Source organism: Lentisalinibacter salinarum (genome assembly GCF_040706555.1).
Taxonomy (GTDB): Bacteria; Pseudomonadota; Gammaproteobacteria; order Steroidobacterales; family Woeseiaceae; genus Lentisalinibacter; species Lentisalinibacter salinarum.
The window spans coordinates 263,455-279,415 of sequence record NZ_JAPDRH010000003.1 but is presented as its reverse complement, the minus strand read 5'-3'; the positions used below and the strand labels follow the sequence as shown (position 1 = coordinate 279,415).

Here is a 15,961-nt window from a genome sequence, read left to right as displayed (position 1 = left end):
CGGGTCTGTCCATGGATTTCGATTTTCTTCTGAGCCTGCTCATCTGGTTGCCGATCGCCGGCGGCGTGCTGGCGCTCGTCATCGGCGACGGCGACGATGCGGCTTCGGCGCGCGCGTCTGCCATGCGCCTGACGGCGCTGGTCACCTCGCTCGCGACGCTTGCCGCCAGCATCCCGCTGTTCACCGGCTTCGACCGGGCCAGCGCCGCCATGCAGTTCGTCGAGCGGGTGTCCTGGATCGAGACCTTCAACGTCTTCTACCACCTCGGCGTCGACGGGCTGTCGGTGCCGCTGATCCTGCTCACCACGTTCATCACGCCGCTGGTGATCATCGCCGGCTGGCGCGGCATCACGAAGCGCCCGGCCCAGTATTTCGCCGCCTTCCTGATACTCGAAGGGCTGATGGTCGGCGTGTTCTGCGCGCTGGACGCGATGCTGTTCTACGTCTTCTGGGAGGCAATGCTGGTGCCGATGTTCCTGATCATCGGCGTATGGGGCGGCGAGCGGCGGATCTACGCCACCATCAAGTTCTTTCTCTACACCTTCCTCGGCTCGGTGTTCATGCTGGTCTCGCTGATCTGGCTGTACGTACAGTCGGGCAGCTACGGCATCCTGGATTTCCACGCCATGCCCATCGGCATGGAGGCGCAGATTCTGATCTTCCTCGCCTTCCTGCTGGCCTTCGCCGTGAAGGTACCGATGTGGCCGGTGCATACCTGGCTGCCGGACGCCCACGTGGAGGCGCCGACCGGGGGTTCGGTGATCCTGGCGGCGATCATGCTGAAGATGGGCGGCTACGGCTTCGTCCGCCTGTCCCTGCCGATCCTGCCGGATGCCAGCCAGGCGCTGGACTGGCTGATGATCGCGCTGTCGCTGATCGCGGTGGTCTACATTGGCTTCGTCGCCCTCGTGCAGCAGGACCTGAAGAAGCTGATCGCCTATTCCTCCATCGCCCACATGGGCTTCGTCACCCTCGGTTTCTTCGTGCTCTGGGACATCGAGCAGTCCACCGGCTCGGTCAGCGGGGCCGGGCTCGGGCTCACCGGCGGCATGGTGCAGATGGTCTCCCACGGCCTCGTCTCCGGCGCCCTGTTCCTCTGCGTGGGCGTGATGTACGACCGCCTGCACACCCGGCGCATCGCCGACTACGGCGGCGTGGTGAACACCATGCCGGTATTCGCCGCGTTCATGGTCCTGTTCGCCATGGCCAACGCCGGGCTGCCGGGCACCTCCGGCTTCGTCGGCGAGTTCATGGTGATTCTGTCGAGCTTCAGGGCCTCGTTCTGGTACGCGCTTCTGGCCGGTACCACCCTCGTCCTGGGCGCCGCCTATACCCTGTGGATGGTGAAACGGGTGGTCTTCGGCGAGGTGGCCAACGAGCGGGTCGCGGGCCTGTCCGACCTCAACGGCCGGGAGTTCCTGGTGCTGGGCGTGCTCGCCGTCGCCGTGCTGCTGCTGGGCGTCTGGCCGGCGCCGCTGGTGGATCTCATGTCGGCGAGCGTGGATCAGCTGGTCGATCAGATGAGCCGGTCGAAACTGTGAACGGCGCGGTAAACCGGAACACTCAACCCAAGGTTTGACAGATGGATTTCATCGTTCCCGATTTCAGTCCCGCGCTCCCCGAGATCGTACTGCTCGGGCTGATCTGCGTGGTGCTGATCGCCGACCTGTTCGTGAGCGACGAACGCCGCATCGTGACCTGGTGGCTGGCGATGGGCGCGCTGGCGGTGACGCTCGCGGCCATCCTCGGCTCCGCGCCGGACCTGCGCACCCTCACGTTCTCGGGCAGCTACGTGGCCGACCCGATGGGACAGATCCTGAAGATCGTCTCGGTGGGCCTCATGGCGCTGGTGTTCATCTATTCCCGCCAGTATCTGACGGTGAACGGCCTCACCCGGGGCGAGTTCTACACCCTCGGGCTGTTCGCGCTGCTGGGCGTCCTGGTGATGATCTCGGCCAACAGTCTGCTGACCATGTACCTGGGCCTCGAGATGCTGTCCCTGGCCCTGTACGCGCTCGTGGCCTTCGACCGGGACTCCCCCGTGGCCGCCGAATCGGCCATGAAGTACTTCGTCCTCGGCGCCATCGCCTCGGGCATGCTGCTTTTCGGCATCTCCTACATCTACGGCGTGACGGGCGTGCTCGAGTTCGGCCCGCTTTCGCTGGCCATCCGCAGCGCGGGTCCTGATGACGTCGCGCTGTGGTTCGGGCTGGCGTTCCTGGTGGTCGGCATCGCGTTCAAGTTCGGCGCCGTGCCGTTCCACATGTGGCTGCCGGACGTTTACCAGGGCGCGCGCACGCCCGTGACCCTGCTGATCGCCTCGGCGCCGAAGGTGGCGGCCTTCGCACTCGCCATGCGCATACTGGTCGACGGCCTGCCGGAGCTGCACGGGGCCTGGCAGGGCATGCTCATGATCCTGGCCGTACTCTCTCTCGGCCTGGGTAACGTCGTGGCCATCGCCCAGTCCAATATCAAGCGCATGCTGGCGTACTCGACCATCGGCCACGTCGGCTTCATCCTGCTCGGGATCTTCACCGGCACCCAGGCGGGCTACCAGGCCGCCATGTACTACACCATCACCTACGTCCTGATGGCCGCCGGCGCCTTCGGCATGGTGATCCTGCTGTCCCGGCAAGGTTTCGAGGCTGAGGAGATCAGCGACTTCAAGGGACTCAACAGCCGCAGCCCCTGGTTCGCCGCGATGATGGCGTGCTTCATGTTCGGTATGGCCGGCATCCCGCCCTGGGTGGGCTTCTGGGCGAAGCTGAACGTGATCTCCGCCGTGCTGGAAGCCGGCCGGCTGGCGCCCGAGGGCGTCATCTACACGTGGCTGGCCCTGCTCATGGTGGTCTTCTCGGTGATCGGCGCCTTCTATTACCTGCGGGTGCTGAAGTTCGTCTATTTCGATGCGCCCGACGACAGTGCGCCACTGACGGCACCGCGCGAGATGCAGGTCGTGCTCAGCGTCAATGGACTGGCCATTCTCGGCCTCGGCCTGGTCCCCGGCACGCTGCTGGCACTGTGCGCGAGCGTCATGGCGTGACGGGACCGAGCGGATCCGGGACCGTTCTCGCTGCGACGGTTGAAACCAACGCGGCTTCTCTAGTACTATTCGGGTCCTGCGGATGCGGGGTGGAGCAGTCTGGCAGCTCGTCGGGCTCATAACCCGAAGGTCGCAGGTTCGAATCCTGCCCCCGCTACCAAGGTTTTTGGTGACAAAAAGCCCCGCTCGGGGCTTTTTGTTTGCCCGGAAAGGTCTGCCGGATCCAGGGTCGGCAAGCCAGGGCACGAGCAGGAACGAAATGGGCCCTGGGGCCCATTTTTTGTTGGGGCCCCCGACGGGGCCGGTGACAGAGGAAGAGTGACAGAAGACGAGATCAGGCAGCTGCTGGAGCCGACGCTGGCGACCATGGGCTACGAGCTCGTGGACCTGGAGGCCCGCATCGGCGGCAAGGGGCTGCTGCGGCTCTACATCGACAAGCCCGAAGGCGTGAGCCTCGAGGATTGCGAGCGGGTGAGCCACCAGGTGAGCGGCGTGCTGGACGTGGAGGACCCGATTCCCGGCGAGTACGTGCTGGAGGTGTCCTCGCCCGGTCTGGATCGGCCGCTGAAGCGCCCGGAGCACTTCGAGCGGTTCATCGGCAGCGAGGCCAAGGTCGAACTGAGGATCCCGCTGGACGGCCGGCGACGGTTCCGCGGCACGCTGGAAGGCGTGGAAGACGGTTACGTGGCGATGCGCGTGGACGGCGAACTCTATCGGCTGCGCATCGCCGATATCGACAAGGCGAGGTTGGTTCCCGAGCTTTAGCCACCATATCGGGCTGGGTGGAGAAACGACAGGTATGAGCAAGGAAATTCTGATGGTGGTCGACGCCGTCTCTAACGAGAAGGGCGTGGACAAGGAGATTATCTTCGAGGCGATCGAGGCGGCGCTGGCGTCGGCCACGCGCAAGCGCCACGGCGAGGATATCGACGTGCGCGTGGCCATCGACCGCCAGACCGGTGATTACGATACGTTCCGCCGCTGGCTGGTGTTCGAGGACGAGTCCACCGAACTCGAGTTTCCGGACCGCGAGCTGAGGATGATCGACGCCGTCGAGATCGACCCGGACGCCGAGCCGGGCGGCTACGTCGAGGTGCCGATGGAGTCCGTGGAGTTCGGCCGCATCGCCGCCCAGACCGCCAAGCAGGTGATCGTGCAGAAGGTGCGCGAGGCCGAGCGCGAGCAGGTGGTCGAGGAATTCCAGGACCGGGTCGGCGAACTGCTGAGCGGTCTCGTGAAGCGCGTGGACCGAAACGGCGTGTTCATCGACCTGGGCGGCAATGCCGAGGGTTTCGTGCCCCGCGAGAACATGATCCCGCGCGAGCCGGTGCGTCCCCAGGATCGCATCAAGGCGCGTCTGGTCGAGGTCCGCTCCGAGCTCAGGGGACCGCAGCTGTTCATGACCCGGACCTCGCCCGAGTTCCTGATCGACCTGTTCCGGCTGGAGGTCCCCGAGGTGGGGCAGGGCCTGATCGATATCGTCGCCGCCGCCCGTGATCCGGGCCTGCGGGCGAAGATCGCGGTGAAGAGCAACGATCGGCGCATCGACCCGGTGGGCGCGTGCGTCGGCATGCGCGGCTCCCGGGTACAGGCGGTCTCCAACGAGCTGGCGGGCGAGCGTGTCGACATCATCCTCTGGGACGACAACCCGGCCCAGTTCGTCGTCAACGCGATGTCGCCGGCGGACGTCGTCTCCATCGTCATGGACGAGGAGGCTCACAGCATGGATATCGCGGTGGAAGAGGACAAGCTGTCCCAGGCCATCGGCCGCGGCGGCCAGAACATCCGTCTGGCGAGCGAGCTGACCGGCTGGGAACTGAACGTCATGACCGCCGCCGATGCCGAGGAGAAGAGCGAATCGGAGATGCGCGAGCTCACCGAGATGTTCATGAAGAGCCTCGACGTCGACGAGGAGGTGGCCATGATCCTGGTGCAGGAAGGCTTCTCCACGGTGGAGGAAGTGGCCTATGTGCCGGCGGCCGAGCTGGCCGAGATCGAGGAGTTCGACGAGGACATCGTTGACGAGCTCCGCAACCGCGCCCGTGACGTCCTGCTGACCCAGGCGATCGCCAGCGAGGAGAAGATCGACGAGGCGGAGCCCGCCGAGGATCTGCTGGCGCTGGACGGCATGACGCGCGAACTCGCCTATCTGCTCGCCAGCGAGGGCGTGGTGACGCGTGAAGACCTGGCGGAGCAGGCGGTGGACGATCTGCTGGAGATCCAGGAAGACATGGACCAGGAGCAGGCGGCTGCGCTGATCATGGCTGCGCGCGCGCACTGGTTCGAGCAGGAAGAAGAGCAGCAGCAGGAGCGGGCCTGATTAACAGGAGTTTTAGGTATGGCTGAAGTCACTGTCGCACAGTTCGCCGAGGTACTGAAGGTGCCGGTCGACAAGCTGATCTCTCAGCTGGACGAAGCGGGCATCAAGGTCAGCGGCCAGGACGATACGATCAGCGAGGATGCGAAGCTCGAGCTGCTCTCGCACCTGCGCCGCTCTCACGGTCGCGACGAGAGCGGTGCCGGAGCCGGCCCGAAGAAGATCACGCTGAAGCGCAAGTCGCAGTCGGAATTGCGGCTCTCCGGTGCCCAGGGCCGTTCCCGCACGGTCAACGTGGAAGTGCGCCGCAAGCGCACCTACGTGAAGCGCGACGTGCTGGAGCAGCAGGCCAAGGCCCAGCAGGAAGAGCTGGACCGCCAGCGCCGCGAGGAGCAGGAGCGCGAGGAGGCGGCACGCCTGGAGCAGGAGCGCATCGAGGCCGAGCGCCAGGAGAAGCTCCGCAAGGAAGAGGCCGAGGCGGCCCGTGCCGAGCAGCAGGAAAAGGAAGAGCAGGAGCGCGAGGCTCGCGAAAAGGCCGAGAGCGAGGCCGCCGCAGCGCTGCAGGCGGCCGAGCGCGCCGAACAGGAGCGCAAGGAAGCCGCCGCCAAGGACAGGCGGGAGAAAGAGTCGAAGAAGGACCAGAGCACCCGCTACGGCCGCAAGGAACTGCACGTCGCCGGCGACAAGAGCGGCCGCCGCAAGCGCAAGCGGCCGCAGCGCCGGCGCCCCGTGTCCGTCAGCGTGGACTCCCAGCACGGCTTCGAGCGGCCCACGGCCCCGGTGGTGCGCGAAGTGGAGATCCCGGAGACCATCACGGTCGCGGATCTCGCCCAGCGCATGGCGGTCAAGGCGCCGGAGGTCATAAAGGTGCTCATGGGCATGGGCGCGATGGTCACGATCAACCAGGTCATTGACCAGGACACCGCCGTGCTGGTCGTGGAGGAGATGGGCCATACGGCGAAGCCGCTGGCCGAAAGCTCCGTCGACGAGGACGTGCTCGCCGACGTCGAGGTGGAGGGCGAGAAAGTCCCGCGCTCGCCGGTGGTCACCATCATGGGCCACGTGGACCACGGCAAGACCTCGCTGCTGGACTACATCCGCCGCACCAAGGTGGCGGCAGGCGAGGCCGGCGGCATCACCCAGCATATCGGCGCCTACCAGGTGCCCACCGAGAAGGGCAGCGTGACCTTCCTGGATACGCCGGGCCACGCCGCCTTCACGGCCATGCGGGCCCGCGGCGCGCAGGTGACTGACGTCGTCATTCTGGTGGTCGCCGCAGACGACGGCGTCATGCCGCAGACCATCGAGGCAGTACAGCACGCCAAGGCGGCCGGGGTGCCGATTGTCGTGGCGGTCAACAAGATCGACCGTGAGGAAGCGGATCCGGACCGGGTCCGGAACGAGCTGTCCCAGCACGAGGTGATCCCAGAGCAGTGGGGCGGCGACACGCTGTTCGTCAACGTCTCCGCCCACACCGGCGAGGGCGTGGACGAACTGCTCGAGGCGCTCTCCCTGCAGGCCGAACTCATGGACCTGAAGGCCGTGGCCGAGGGCCCGGCGAAGGGTGTGGTGGTCGAGTCCAGCCTGGAGACGGGCCGCGGCGCCGTCGCAACCGTGCTGGTGCAGAGCGGCACGCTCAAGGTGGGCGACGCCATCCTCGCCGGCGAGGAATACGGCCGTGTACGGGCCATGTTTGACGAAAATCAGGAGCCGGTGGACAGCGCCGGTCCGTCGACGCCGGTGGTCGTGCTCGGCCTTTCCGGTACCCCGAATTCGGGTGACGAGATGCTGGTCGTCCGGGACGACCGCAAGGCCCGCGAGGTCGCGGAGTTCCGCCAGGGCAAGTCCCGCGACGTGAAGCTGGCCCAGCAGCAGGCGGCCAAGCTGGAAGACGTCTTCTCGCAGATGTCCGAGGGACAGACCACCAGCGTGCAGCTGCTGATCAAGGCCGACGTGCACGGCAGTGCCGAGGCGCTGCGGGATGCGCTGACGAAGCTCTCCGGCGACGAGGTGAAGGTGGACGTGATCGCCTCCGGTGTCGGCGGCATCACCGAGTCCGATATCAACCTGGCCTCGGCCTCGAATGCCATCGTGATCGGCTTCAACGTGCGCGCGGACAGCGCGGCGCGCGGCGCCATCAAGGAGACCGGCGTGGATGTGCGCTACTACAGCATCATCTACGAGGCCATCGACGACGTGAAGGCCGCCATCACCGGCATGCTGTCGCCGGAGATCCGCGAGCAGATCGTCGGCCTGGCGGAGGTGCGCGAGGTGTTCCGCTCGCCGAAGTTCGGCCAGGTGGCCGGCTGCATGGTTGTGGACGGCTACGTGAAGCGCTCGAACCCCATCCGCGTGCTGCGTGACAACGTGGTCATCTACGAGGGCGAGCTGGAGTCGCTGCGCCGCTACAAGGACGACGTCAACGAGGTGCGCGCCGGCACCGAATGCGGCATCGGCGTGCGCAACTACAACGACGTCAAGGCCGGCGACCAGATCGAGTGCTACGAGCGGGTCGAAGTGGCCCGTTCGCTCGACTGACCGCCCGCGCCGCCATGCCTCGTGAATACCCCAGGAGCCGCAGGCTCGGCGGTCAGATCATGCGCGTGCTGAACGAGTTACTGCGCTTCGAGAGCAAGGACCCGGCCCTGGCACAGGTCTCGGTCAGCGACGTCGAGCTGTCCCGCGACCTGTCGGTGGCCCGGGTCTGGTTCAGCGTGCTGGACCCGGCCGCGGATGTGGATGCGGCCGCGGACGGCCTGCGCCGTGCCGCGGGGTTCCTGCGCAGCCGCCTCGGCAAGGAGCTTTCCGTGCGTCACGTGCCGGAGCTGCGCTTCGAGCATGACGACAGCGCGGAGCGCGGGCTGGCGCTGAGCGATCTCATCGATCGCGCCGGCGGCGGTCGGCAGTCGGAGGAATGAGGTGGGAGCCCACGCCCAGCGGCGCGGTCCGGCCCGCCGTGACGTGCACGGCATCGTCCTGCTGGACAAGCCGGAGGGGCTGAGCTCGAACCAGGCTCTGCAGCGTGTGCGCGGTATTTTCCGCGCTCGCAAGGCGGGACATACGGGCAGTCTCGACCCGGCAGCCACGGGGCTGCTGCCGTTGTGCTTCGGCGAGGCCACCAAGGTCAGCGCCTGGCTGCTGGACGCCGAGAAGGAATATCTGGTCCGGGCATGCCTCGGCGAACGCCGCGACACGGGCGATTCCGAGGGCCGGGTGATCGAGACGGCGGAGCTGCCGGACCTGGACGGCGCGGGCTGGCAGGCGCTGTTCGCGCGCTTCACCGGCGAGATCGAGCAGGTGCCGCCGATGTATTCGGCGTTGAAGAAGGACGGCCGGCGCCTGTATGAACTGGCCCGCGAAGGCAGGGAAGTGGAGCGGGCGCCGCGGCCCGTGCGTATCCGATCGCTGCAGCTGATTGCGCGGGAGAGCGATGAACTCGTCTTCCGCGTGCGCTGCTCGAAAGGCACTTACGTCCGTACGCTGGTGGAAGATATCGCGGCGGCCGCGGGTACCGTGGGCTACACACGCGGTTTGCGTCGGGTGGCGGTCGGGCCGTTCTCGGGCGCCGCGATGGTGACGCTGGACGCGCTGGAGGGCGCCTCCGCGGAGTCGCTGGACGGCTATCTGCAGCCCGTGGACGCCGCGCTGGCCGACTGGCCGGTCGCGGAGGTCGAGGTCGCGGCGGCCGAGCGCTTCCTGCAGGGACAGCAGGTGCCGGCGGACTACTCGGCGCTGGAGGGCCATCTGCGGGTCTACGACCGTGCCGGACGCTTCCTCGGGGTGGGCGAGATACCGTTCCCGGGCGCCGTGCGGCCCCGGCGGGTGTTCACCCACGGCGGAAAAAGCGCGGAAATTTAGATTGTTAGGGGCCCTGACCCGCGTTACAATGCCGGGCTGCACAGAAGGGCAAAGAGCACTGAGACTGGAGTTTTCGAACAATGCCACTTTCGACTGAACGCAAGAGCAGCATCGTCAAGGAGTATAGCCGCGGCGACGCCGATACCGGCTCCCCGGAGGTACAGGTCGCGCTGCTGTCCGCACGCATCACCGATCTCACCGAGCATTTCTCCGAGCACAAGCGCGACCATCATTCCCGCAAGGGGCTCCTGATGCTGGTCAACAAGCGTCGGAAGCTGCTGGACTACCTCAAGAAGAAGGATCAGGACCGCTATCAGGACCTGATCAAGCGGCTCGGTCTGCGCCGCTGATCGGCAATTGCTGATCGGCAATTACTGACCGACAACCCCAGCGCAGAATCGGAACATGGACTGGATGCAGGTGCGTCGACCCCGCGGTCGCCGGATCTGCATCCAGTTTTCGCATTAGCAGACAGAAGGATCAGGCGTGACAGTAATCAAGCAGAGTTTCAATTACGGCGATCATGAAGTGACGCTGGAGACGGGCGAGGTCGCCCGACAGGCGGATGGCGCCGTCATGGTGAGCATGGGAGACACCGTCGTTCTCGCGACGGCCGTCGGCCGGAAGGAAGCGGATCCGGGCCGCCCGTTTTTCCCGCTGACCGTCAACTACCAGGAAAAGACCTACGCTGCGGGCCGTATCCCCGGCGGCTTCTTCAAGCGCGAGGGTCGGCCGAGCGAGAAGGAGACGCTGACGTCGCGCCTGATCGACCGTCCCATCCGGCCGCTGTTCCCGAAAGGATTCATGAACGAGGTGCAGGTGATCACCACGGTCATCTCCCTGGACCCCGAGATCGACGCCGACATCCCCGCCATGATCGGCGCCTCGGCGGCGCTGGCACTTTCCGGCATGCCGTTCCAGGGTCCGATTGCAGCCGCCCGCGTCGGCTACAAGGACGGGGAATATCTGCTGAACCCGACCGCCAGCCAGCTCGAGGATTCCCAGCTGGACCTCGTGGTGGCGGGCACGAGCGAAGCCGTGCTGATGGTCGAGTCCGAAGCGAACATTCTCCCCGAGGACGTCATGCTGGGCGCGGTCATGTTCGGCCACGAGAAGATGCAGGCAGCCATCGAGGTGATCGGCGAACTCGCGCGCCAGGCGGCCAAGCCGGCCTGGGACTGGCAGCCCCCGGAGACGAACGCCACACTCGAGGAGAAGGTGGCGGAGATCGCCCGCGGCGCGCTCACCGATGCCTACCAGATCAGCGACAAGCAGGAGCGCCAGGAGGCGGTCGGCAAGGCGAAGAACGAGGCCGTCGAGGCGCTGGCAGGCGGCGAAGAGCCGGCTTACGGTGCCGACGAGGTGTCCGCTGCGCTCGGCAAGCTCGAGAAATCCATCGTCCGCAGCCGGGTGCTGGATGGTCAGCCGCGTATCGACGGTCGCGACCACAGTACCGTGCGCCCGATCAGCGTCCGCGTCGGCACGCTGCCGCGCACCCATGGGTCGGCGCTGTTCACCCGCGGCGAGACGCAGGCGATTGTTACCGCGACGCTCGGCACCGGCCGTGACGCGCAGATCATCGACGCGCTGGAGGGCGAGTACAAGGAGCCCTTCATGCTCCATTACAACTTCCCGCCGTACTGCGTCGGCGAGACCGGCTTCATGGGCGGTCCGAAACGCCGCGAGATCGGCCACGGCAAGCTGGCCCGGCGCGGCATCCAGGCCGTCATGCCGAATATGGATGAGTTCCCCTATGTGATCCGGGTCGTGTCCGAGATCACCGAGTCCAACGGCTCCAGTTCCATGGCGTCGGTCTGCGGCTCGAGCCTCGCCCTGATGGACGCCGGCGTGCCGCTGAAGGCGCCCGTGGCCGGCGTCGCGATGGGCCTGGTGAAGGACGGCGACAAGTTCGCGGTCCTGACGGATATTCTCGGCGACGAGGACCATCTCGGCGACATGGACTTCAAGGTGGCCGGTTCCTCCGAGGGCGTCACCGCGCTGCAGATGGACATCAAGATCGAGGGCATCACCCGCGAGATCATGGAGAAGGCCCTGGAGCAGGCCAAGGAAGCCCGGCTGCATATCCTTGGCGAGATGAACAAGGTGCTGGCCGAGCCTCGCGAGGAGATGTCCGACTGGGCACCCACCATCATGACGTTCAAGATCGACCCCGACAAGATCCGCGACGTCATCGGCAAGGGCGGCGCCGTCATCCGTGCCATCACCGAGGAGACAGGCGCCACCATCGACATCGAGAACGACGGTACGGTCAAGATCGCGTCGGTGGACGGTGCTTCCGGCAAGGAAGCGCTGCGCCGCATCGAGCTGATCACCGCGGATGTCGAGGTGGGACGCACCTACGAGGGCCGCGTGGCACGGCTGATGGACTTCGGCGCCTTCGTCACCATCCTGCCGGGCAAGGACGGCCTCGTGCATATCTCGCAGATCTCCAACGAGCGGGTGGAGAAGGTGAGCGACAAGCTCTCCGAGGGCGACATCGTGCGCGTGAAGGTGCTGGAAGTTGACCGCCAGGGCCGGATTCGTCTCAGCATGAAGGAGGCGGACGCGGCCTGATCGGGCTCTCGGCCGTCGGCTTCGCGTCGACGGTGAGCCGAAGCTAAGAGGCCGGCAGGCGCGTAAGCGCCGCCGGCCTTTTTCATGCCGGCCCCGCTCGTGGCGGGCTAGCGGTGAGAGTCAGCCGGGAGCGACTCCCCGGTCCCGTACGGCCAGCGTCCGGTCGAACCAGGCCAGCAGGCGCGCGGGCATCCAGTACGAGGGGCGCCAGGGCGCAGGCCCGTTCACGAAGCCGATGTGGCCGCCGGCGTCGGTGATCTCCAGCCGGACGGAGTCGGGCAGCGATGCGGCGTCCGGGATGACAGCGGAGCTCATGAACGGGTCGTCCCGGGCGTTCAGTATCAGTGTCGGTGTCCGGATGCCCCCGAGGTACCGCCCCGAGGAGCACTCCTCGTAGTAATGGGCCGCGTCACGGAAGCCGTGCAGCGGGGCCGTTACGATATCGTCGAAGGCGACGAAATCCTGCGCGCGCAGCGCGGCCTGCCAGTCGAAAGGCACGGTGTCCGGCGTGAACTTCCGTTTCATCGCGGCCTTCATCCGGCGCAGGAGGTACCAGCGGTAGAGGCGCGAGAAGCCCCGGTTCAGCGCTTCGGCCGAATCCTGCAGCTCGAACGGCACCGAGACCGCGGCCGCGGCCGTGAAAGGGCTGTCGGCGCCTTCCTCGCCGAGATACTTCAGCAGCACGTTGCCGCCCAGGGAATAGCCTGCAGCGATAAACAGGCCGTCCGGGTATTCTGCTGCGAGCCGTCCCATGAAGTAGCGCAGGTCGCCGGTTTCGCCTGCGTGATAGCGGCGGGGGAGCCGGTTGCGCCGCTCGCCGCAGTCCCGGGCGTGCAGCACCACCAGCCGCCAGCCCCGCGCCGCGGCCGCCGGCGCCATCATGCGGGCGTAGGTGGCCTCGCTGGAGCCTTCCAGGCCGTGCAGCAGCACGAGGGTGGCCGCCGGGCTGGCGACGGTGGGCTCCAGCCAGTGGGCCTCGACGAAGTCGCCATCGGGCAGCTCCACCGTCTCATGGCGCCAGCGCGGCGCAGGCGGCCGGCACAGGGGCGAGCTGGTGAACAGGGTCTGGGCGTGGCGGTTCTTCAGCCACCGGGGCGGCTGGAAGGGTGCTGGCTTATCCATGGCCATCTCGCGGGCATGCCGGCCGGGCATAAAAAAGGCCCCTCGCAAGCGCGAGGGGCCAGCCAATCGGAGTGTTGCACTCCTTCAGGCATGTGCAGCAGGTAGCGGGGGAGCATGAAGCCTGCTGCAGTGCACAAATTAGGCTATCGGAAGGCCGGTGTCAACCCCTCGCGGGCAAGAAATTCAACGCTCGTTGTCCCGCTTGTCCTCCTGCTTCTCGTCTTCCTTCCGGGTGCCCGTCAGGGTGCGGAAAATCTCCTCCTGCACCGACTTCCAGCGCGCGTAATTCCGCTGCGTGACACCGGCCACGGCGGCCACCGGGTCGACGCCGACCACCTTCTTGACCTGGCTGCGCACCTGCTTCTGCTGGTTCAGGAACAGCTTGAGGCTCTGCTCCAGGTAGGTGCTGACGAAATTCGGCATGGCGCTGGAATAGGCGCGGATGATCTGGGACAGGAAGTCCTGGCTCATAATCGGTTCGCCCTGGGCCTCCTGCTCGCTGATCACCTGCAGGAGGATGCTTCGGGTGATGTCGTCGCCGGATTTCTTGTCGATGACGGTGAAATCGGCCTTCTCCAGCACCAGCCGCTTGATATCGGCCAGCGTGATATAGCGGCTCTCCTCGGTGTCGTAGAGCCGGCGGTTGGGGTACTTCTTGATGATTCGGGTTTCACTCATGCACGTAAGATAGCCGATTTTGCTGCATAGCGGAAAGACCCTTCAGACACCGGGCACGCTCGCCAGCGAGCGGAGTCTCCCGGGCCGCCAGTTGGCAAGGGCCCACTCCCACACGGCGCCCGGCGAGGCGCCCGCCAGATCCGCGGGCGGCTCCTGGCGCAGGCACGCGAGCGCGCGGCAGAGCGTGGGCGCGACCGCCTCCGGGTCGAGGTCGATGGGCGGGGCTGCCGTCTGCTTGCTGAGCTTTTCGCCGTCGGCGCCCACGGCGACAGGGATGTGCATGTAGCTCGGCGTGGGCAGACCGAGGAGCCGCTGCAGGTGAATCTGGCGCGGCGTCGAGTCGAGCAGGTCGATGCCCCGGACCACGTCGGTGACCCCGTCGACCGCGTCATCGATCACCACCGCCAGCTGGTAGGCGATGAGACCGTCCCGTCGCCGGATCACGAAGTCTCCGAGTTCGCTCTCCAGTCGTTGTTCGATGGGTCCCTGCAGCCGGTCGACTACGGCGACGGGCTCGTCCGTCGTGCGTACCCGTATGGCGCGTGCGCCGCGACCGCTGCCGTTGCGGCAGGTGCCCGGGTATACCGGTCCCATCGCGCCCTGGCGGGCCGTGCGGGCGAGTACGCGCCGCGTGCAGCGGCAGGGATAGGCGAGGCCGTCGGCCAGCAGGCGTTCGACAGCAGCCCGGTGGCGCTCCTCGTTGCGGCTCTGCCGCAGGACCGGTCCGTCCCACCGGAACCCGTAGATCTCGAGGCAGCGGATGATCGCCTCGGCCGCGCCGGCCTCTTCCCGCGGCGGGTCGATATCCTCGATTCTGAGCAGCCAGCGCTCGCCGCGGACGCGGGCCTCGAGATAGCTGGCGACGGCGGCCAGCAGGGAACCGAAATGGAGCGGGCCGGTGGGCGAGGGCGCGAAGCGACCCGCGCCGCGTGTCGGGGCGGGATCGGCGCTCAACTCGCCTCCGACGTCGCCGCTGCGAAACTCAGCGGTACTGGTCGTCCCGGTCGCGGAACTGCCGTTCGGCGAGCTCGCGGCGCTCCTGAGCCTCCAGGCAGAGTGTGGCCACCGGACGCGCCTCGAGGCGCTTCAGCCCGATCTCCTCGCCGGTCTCCTCGCAGTAGCCGTAGGTGCCCTCGTCGATGCGGTTCAGCGCCGCATCAATCTTGCGCAGAAGTTTGCGTTCCCGGTCACGGGTACGCAGCTCCAGGCCGAACTCGGACTCCTGCGTGGCCCGGTCGCTGGGGTCGGGGAAGTTGGCCGCCTCGTCCTGCATGTGGTGCACGGTCCGGTCGACCTCTTCCATCAGCTCGCGCTTCCAGGCGCTCAGGATCTGGCGGAAGTGCTCCAGCTGATCGGCGCTCATGTATTCCTCGCCCCGTCGCGGCTTGTAAGGCTCCAGGCCGTGCAGCGGACCGGACAGCACCTCGGAGCGGCTGCGCGTGCGCTTCCTCGCGGCCTTCTTCTTGCCGGCCTTCTTCGCCGGTGCCTTCTTCGCAGCCTTTTTCTTGCCGGCCGCCTTCTTCTTGCTCGGCGCCTTCTTGCTGGCGGCCTTCTTCTTTGCCGCCTTCTTCTTCGCCGGTGCCTTCTTCGCAGCCTTTTTCTTGCCGGCCGCCTTCTTCTTCACGGCCTTCTTCTTCGCGACCTTCTTCGCCGGCGCTTTCCTCGTGACCTTCTTCTTCGCCGTGGCCTTCTTGCGCGTTGCGGCCTTCGACTTGGAAGCGGTCTTCTTGCGGCTCTTGGCCTTCGTTGCCTTCTTCTTTGCAGGCATCATCACCCTCCGGGAAAGGCGCGTCAAAAGCGCGGGATTATACATCCAATACGCTCTCTGAAAAGCGACATTTCCGGCTTTTTTTCAGGTGGAAACGCGACCCGCCGGGGTCGCGCAGGCGGACGGTCAGTCACCGCCGGCGGGGGGCGGGAGAACCACCGGAATCTGCGGCTCCCAGTCGGCCCGGCGGTGCTCCACCACGACCTCGGTATACACACCGCCGCGCACGTTGAAATCGGCCGTCAGCCGCAGGAAACGGGGATCCGTAGCGGCTACGAGGTCCTCCAGGATCCGGTTCGTCACCGCTTCGTGGAAGGCGCCCTCGTCGCGGAAAGACCAGGCGTAGAGCTTCAGCGATTTCAGCTCGACGCAGCGTGCGTCGGGGACGTACTCAAGATACAGGGTAGCGAAGTCCGGCTGACCGGTCTTGGGGCACAGACAGGTGAACTCGGGCACCGTAATCCGGATGGTATAATCCCGGCCGGGGTTGGGATTCTCGAACGTCTCCAGTTGCTTGCTCGGGCCCGCTACGGCGGCCGGCGAACGAATCTCGCTCATCGGGATTTCTGCTCCTCGTGTGGCCAGTCGGCGGCGATTTTCC

General features: G+C 66.6%; 14 protein-coding genes and 1 tRNA gene. 10 read left to right on the top strand and 5 right to left on the bottom strand.

Annotated features, from left to right (window positions below; all coding sequences use genetic code 11):
• Nucleotides 1–11 precede the first annotated feature (11 nt).
• The 10 genes from ACJMKZ_RS11810 to pnp all read left to right on the top strand — a co-directional run bounded on the left by ACJMKZ_RS11810 (nt 12) and on the right by pnp (nt 11,792).
• Nucleotides 12–1,541 carry an NADH-quinone oxidoreductase subunit M gene (locus ACJMKZ_RS11810; RefSeq protein ID WP_405233416.1) on the top strand — a complete coding sequence of 510 codons (1,530 nt, stop codon included), beginning with the start codon at nt 12–14 and terminating at the stop codon, nt 1,539–1,541.
• Between the two features lie 41 nt (nt 1,542–1,582).
• Nucleotides 1,583–3,043 carry an NADH-quinone oxidoreductase subunit NuoN gene (gene nuoN / locus ACJMKZ_RS11805; protein WP_405233415.1) on the top strand — a complete coding sequence of 487 codons (1,461 nt, stop codon included), beginning with the start codon at nt 1,583–1,585 and terminating at the stop codon, nt 3,041–3,043.
• A gap of 83 nt (nt 3,044–3,126) precedes the next feature.
• Nucleotides 3,127–3,203, top strand: a tRNA-Met gene (locus tag ACJMKZ_RS11800).
• A gap of 158 nt (nt 3,204–3,361) precedes the next feature.
• A complete protein-coding gene (gene rimP / locus ACJMKZ_RS11795; RefSeq protein WP_405233414.1) occupies nt 3,362–3,808 on the top strand; it encodes a ribosome maturation factor RimP in 447 nt (148 codons plus the stop codon).
• Between the two features lie 34 nt (nt 3,809–3,842).
• The gene (gene nusA, locus ACJMKZ_RS11790; protein WP_405233413.1) at nt 3,843–5,363 is read left to right on the top strand and encodes a transcription termination factor NusA; all 1,521 of its coding nucleotides are present in this window, start codon (nt 3,843–3,845) and stop codon (nt 5,361–5,363) included.
• 18 nt (nt 5,364–5,381) lie between these two features.
• On the top strand, nt 5,382–7,898 hold the full coding sequence (gene infB, locus ACJMKZ_RS11785) for a translation initiation factor IF-2 (RefSeq protein ID WP_405233412.1): 2,517 nt from the start codon (nt 5,382–5,384) through the stop codon (nt 7,896–7,898).
• Between the two features lie 14 nt (nt 7,899–7,912).
• On the top strand, nt 7,913–8,278 hold the full coding sequence (rbfA, locus tag ACJMKZ_RS11780) for a 30S ribosome-binding factor RbfA (RefSeq protein ID WP_405233411.1): 366 nt from the start codon (nt 7,913–7,915) through the stop codon (nt 8,276–8,278).
• Nucleotide 8,279: 1 nt separating this feature from the next.
• Nucleotides 8,280–9,218 carry a tRNA pseudouridine(55) synthase TruB gene (gene truB, locus ACJMKZ_RS11775; protein ID WP_405233410.1) on the top strand — a complete coding sequence of 313 codons (939 nt, stop codon included), beginning with the start codon at nt 8,280–8,282 and terminating at the stop codon, nt 9,216–9,218.
• Nucleotides 9,219–9,298: 80 nt separating this feature from the next.
• Nucleotides 9,299–9,568, top strand: coding sequence for a 30S ribosomal protein S15 (rpsO, locus tag ACJMKZ_RS11770; protein ID WP_405233409.1), 270 nt, complete (start codon nt 9,299–9,301; stop codon nt 9,566–9,568).
• A gap of 136 nt (nt 9,569–9,704) precedes the next feature.
• A complete protein-coding gene (gene pnp / locus ACJMKZ_RS11765; RefSeq protein WP_405233408.1) occupies nt 9,705–11,792 on the top strand; it encodes a polyribonucleotide nucleotidyltransferase in 2,088 nt (695 codons plus the stop codon).
• A 120-nt stretch (nt 11,793–11,912) separates the two neighbouring features.
• Here the strand turns inward: pnp and ACJMKZ_RS11760 are convergent, their stop codons facing one another.
• The 5 genes from ACJMKZ_RS11760 to queF all read right to left on the bottom strand — a co-directional run bounded on the left by ACJMKZ_RS11760 (nt 11,913) and on the right by queF (nt 15,918).
• A complete protein-coding gene (locus ACJMKZ_RS11760) occupies nt 11,913–12,914 on the bottom strand; it encodes a hydrolase (protein WP_405233407.1) in 1,002 nt (333 codons plus the stop codon).
• Nucleotides 12,915–13,097: 183 nt separating this feature from the next.
• Entirely contained in the window at nt 13,098–13,592 is a 495-nt protein-coding gene (phaR, locus tag ACJMKZ_RS11755; protein WP_405233406.1) for a polyhydroxyalkanoate synthesis repressor PhaR, read from the bottom strand.
• A gap of 42 nt (nt 13,593–13,634) precedes the next feature.
• Complete coding sequence (gene gluQRS / locus ACJMKZ_RS11750) at nt 13,635–14,546, bottom strand: tRNA glutamyl-Q(34) synthetase GluQRS (RefSeq protein ID WP_405233405.1); 912 nt, start codon at nt 14,544–14,546, stop codon at nt 13,635–13,637.
• 28 nt (nt 14,547–14,574) lie between these two features.
• Nucleotides 14,575–15,363 (bottom strand): RNA polymerase-binding protein DksA, encoded by a 789-nt coding sequence (dksA, locus tag ACJMKZ_RS11745; protein WP_405233404.1) that lies wholly within the window; start codon nt 15,361–15,363, stop codon nt 14,575–14,577.
• A 123-nt stretch (nt 15,364–15,486) separates the two neighbouring features.
• Entirely contained in the window at nt 15,487–15,918 is a 432-nt protein-coding gene (gene queF / locus ACJMKZ_RS11740; protein WP_405233403.1) for a preQ(1) synthase, read from the bottom strand.
• Nucleotides 15,919–15,961: the final 43 nt, after the last annotated feature.

Coding starts and splice junctions, on each gene's coding strand:
- rpsO (WP_405233409.1), top strand. CDS start 9,299: ATGCCACTTTCGACTGAACGCAAGAGCAGCATCGTCAAGGAGTATAGC.
- nuoN (WP_405233415.1), top strand. CDS start 1,583: ATGGATTTCATCGTTCCCGATTTCAGTCCCGCGCTCCCCGAGATCGTA.
- infB (WP_405233412.1), top strand. CDS start 5,382: ATGGCTGAAGTCACTGTCGCACAGTTCGCCGAGGTACTGAAGGTGCCG.
- queF (WP_405233403.1), bottom strand. CDS start 15,918: ATGAGCGAGATTCGTTCGCCGGCCGCCGTAGCGGGCCCGAGCAAGCAA.
- phaR (WP_405233406.1), bottom strand. CDS start 13,592: ATGAGTGAAACCCGAATCATCAAGAAGTACCCCAACCGCCGGCTCTAC.
- ACJMKZ_RS11760 (WP_405233407.1), bottom strand. CDS start 12,914: ATGGATAAGCCAGCACCCTTCCAGCCGCCCCGGTGGCTGAAGAACCGC.
- rbfA (WP_405233411.1), top strand. CDS start 7,913: ATGCCTCGTGAATACCCCAGGAGCCGCAGGCTCGGCGGTCAGATCATG.
- nusA (WP_405233413.1), top strand. CDS start 3,843: ATGAGCAAGGAAATTCTGATGGTGGTCGACGCCGTCTCTAACGAGAAG.
- ACJMKZ_RS11810 (WP_405233416.1), top strand. CDS start 12: ATGGATTTCGATTTTCTTCTGAGCCTGCTCATCTGGTTGCCGATCGCC.
- dksA (WP_405233404.1), bottom strand. CDS start 15,363: ATGATGCCTGCAAAGAAGAAGGCAACGAAGGCCAAGAGCCGCAAGAAG.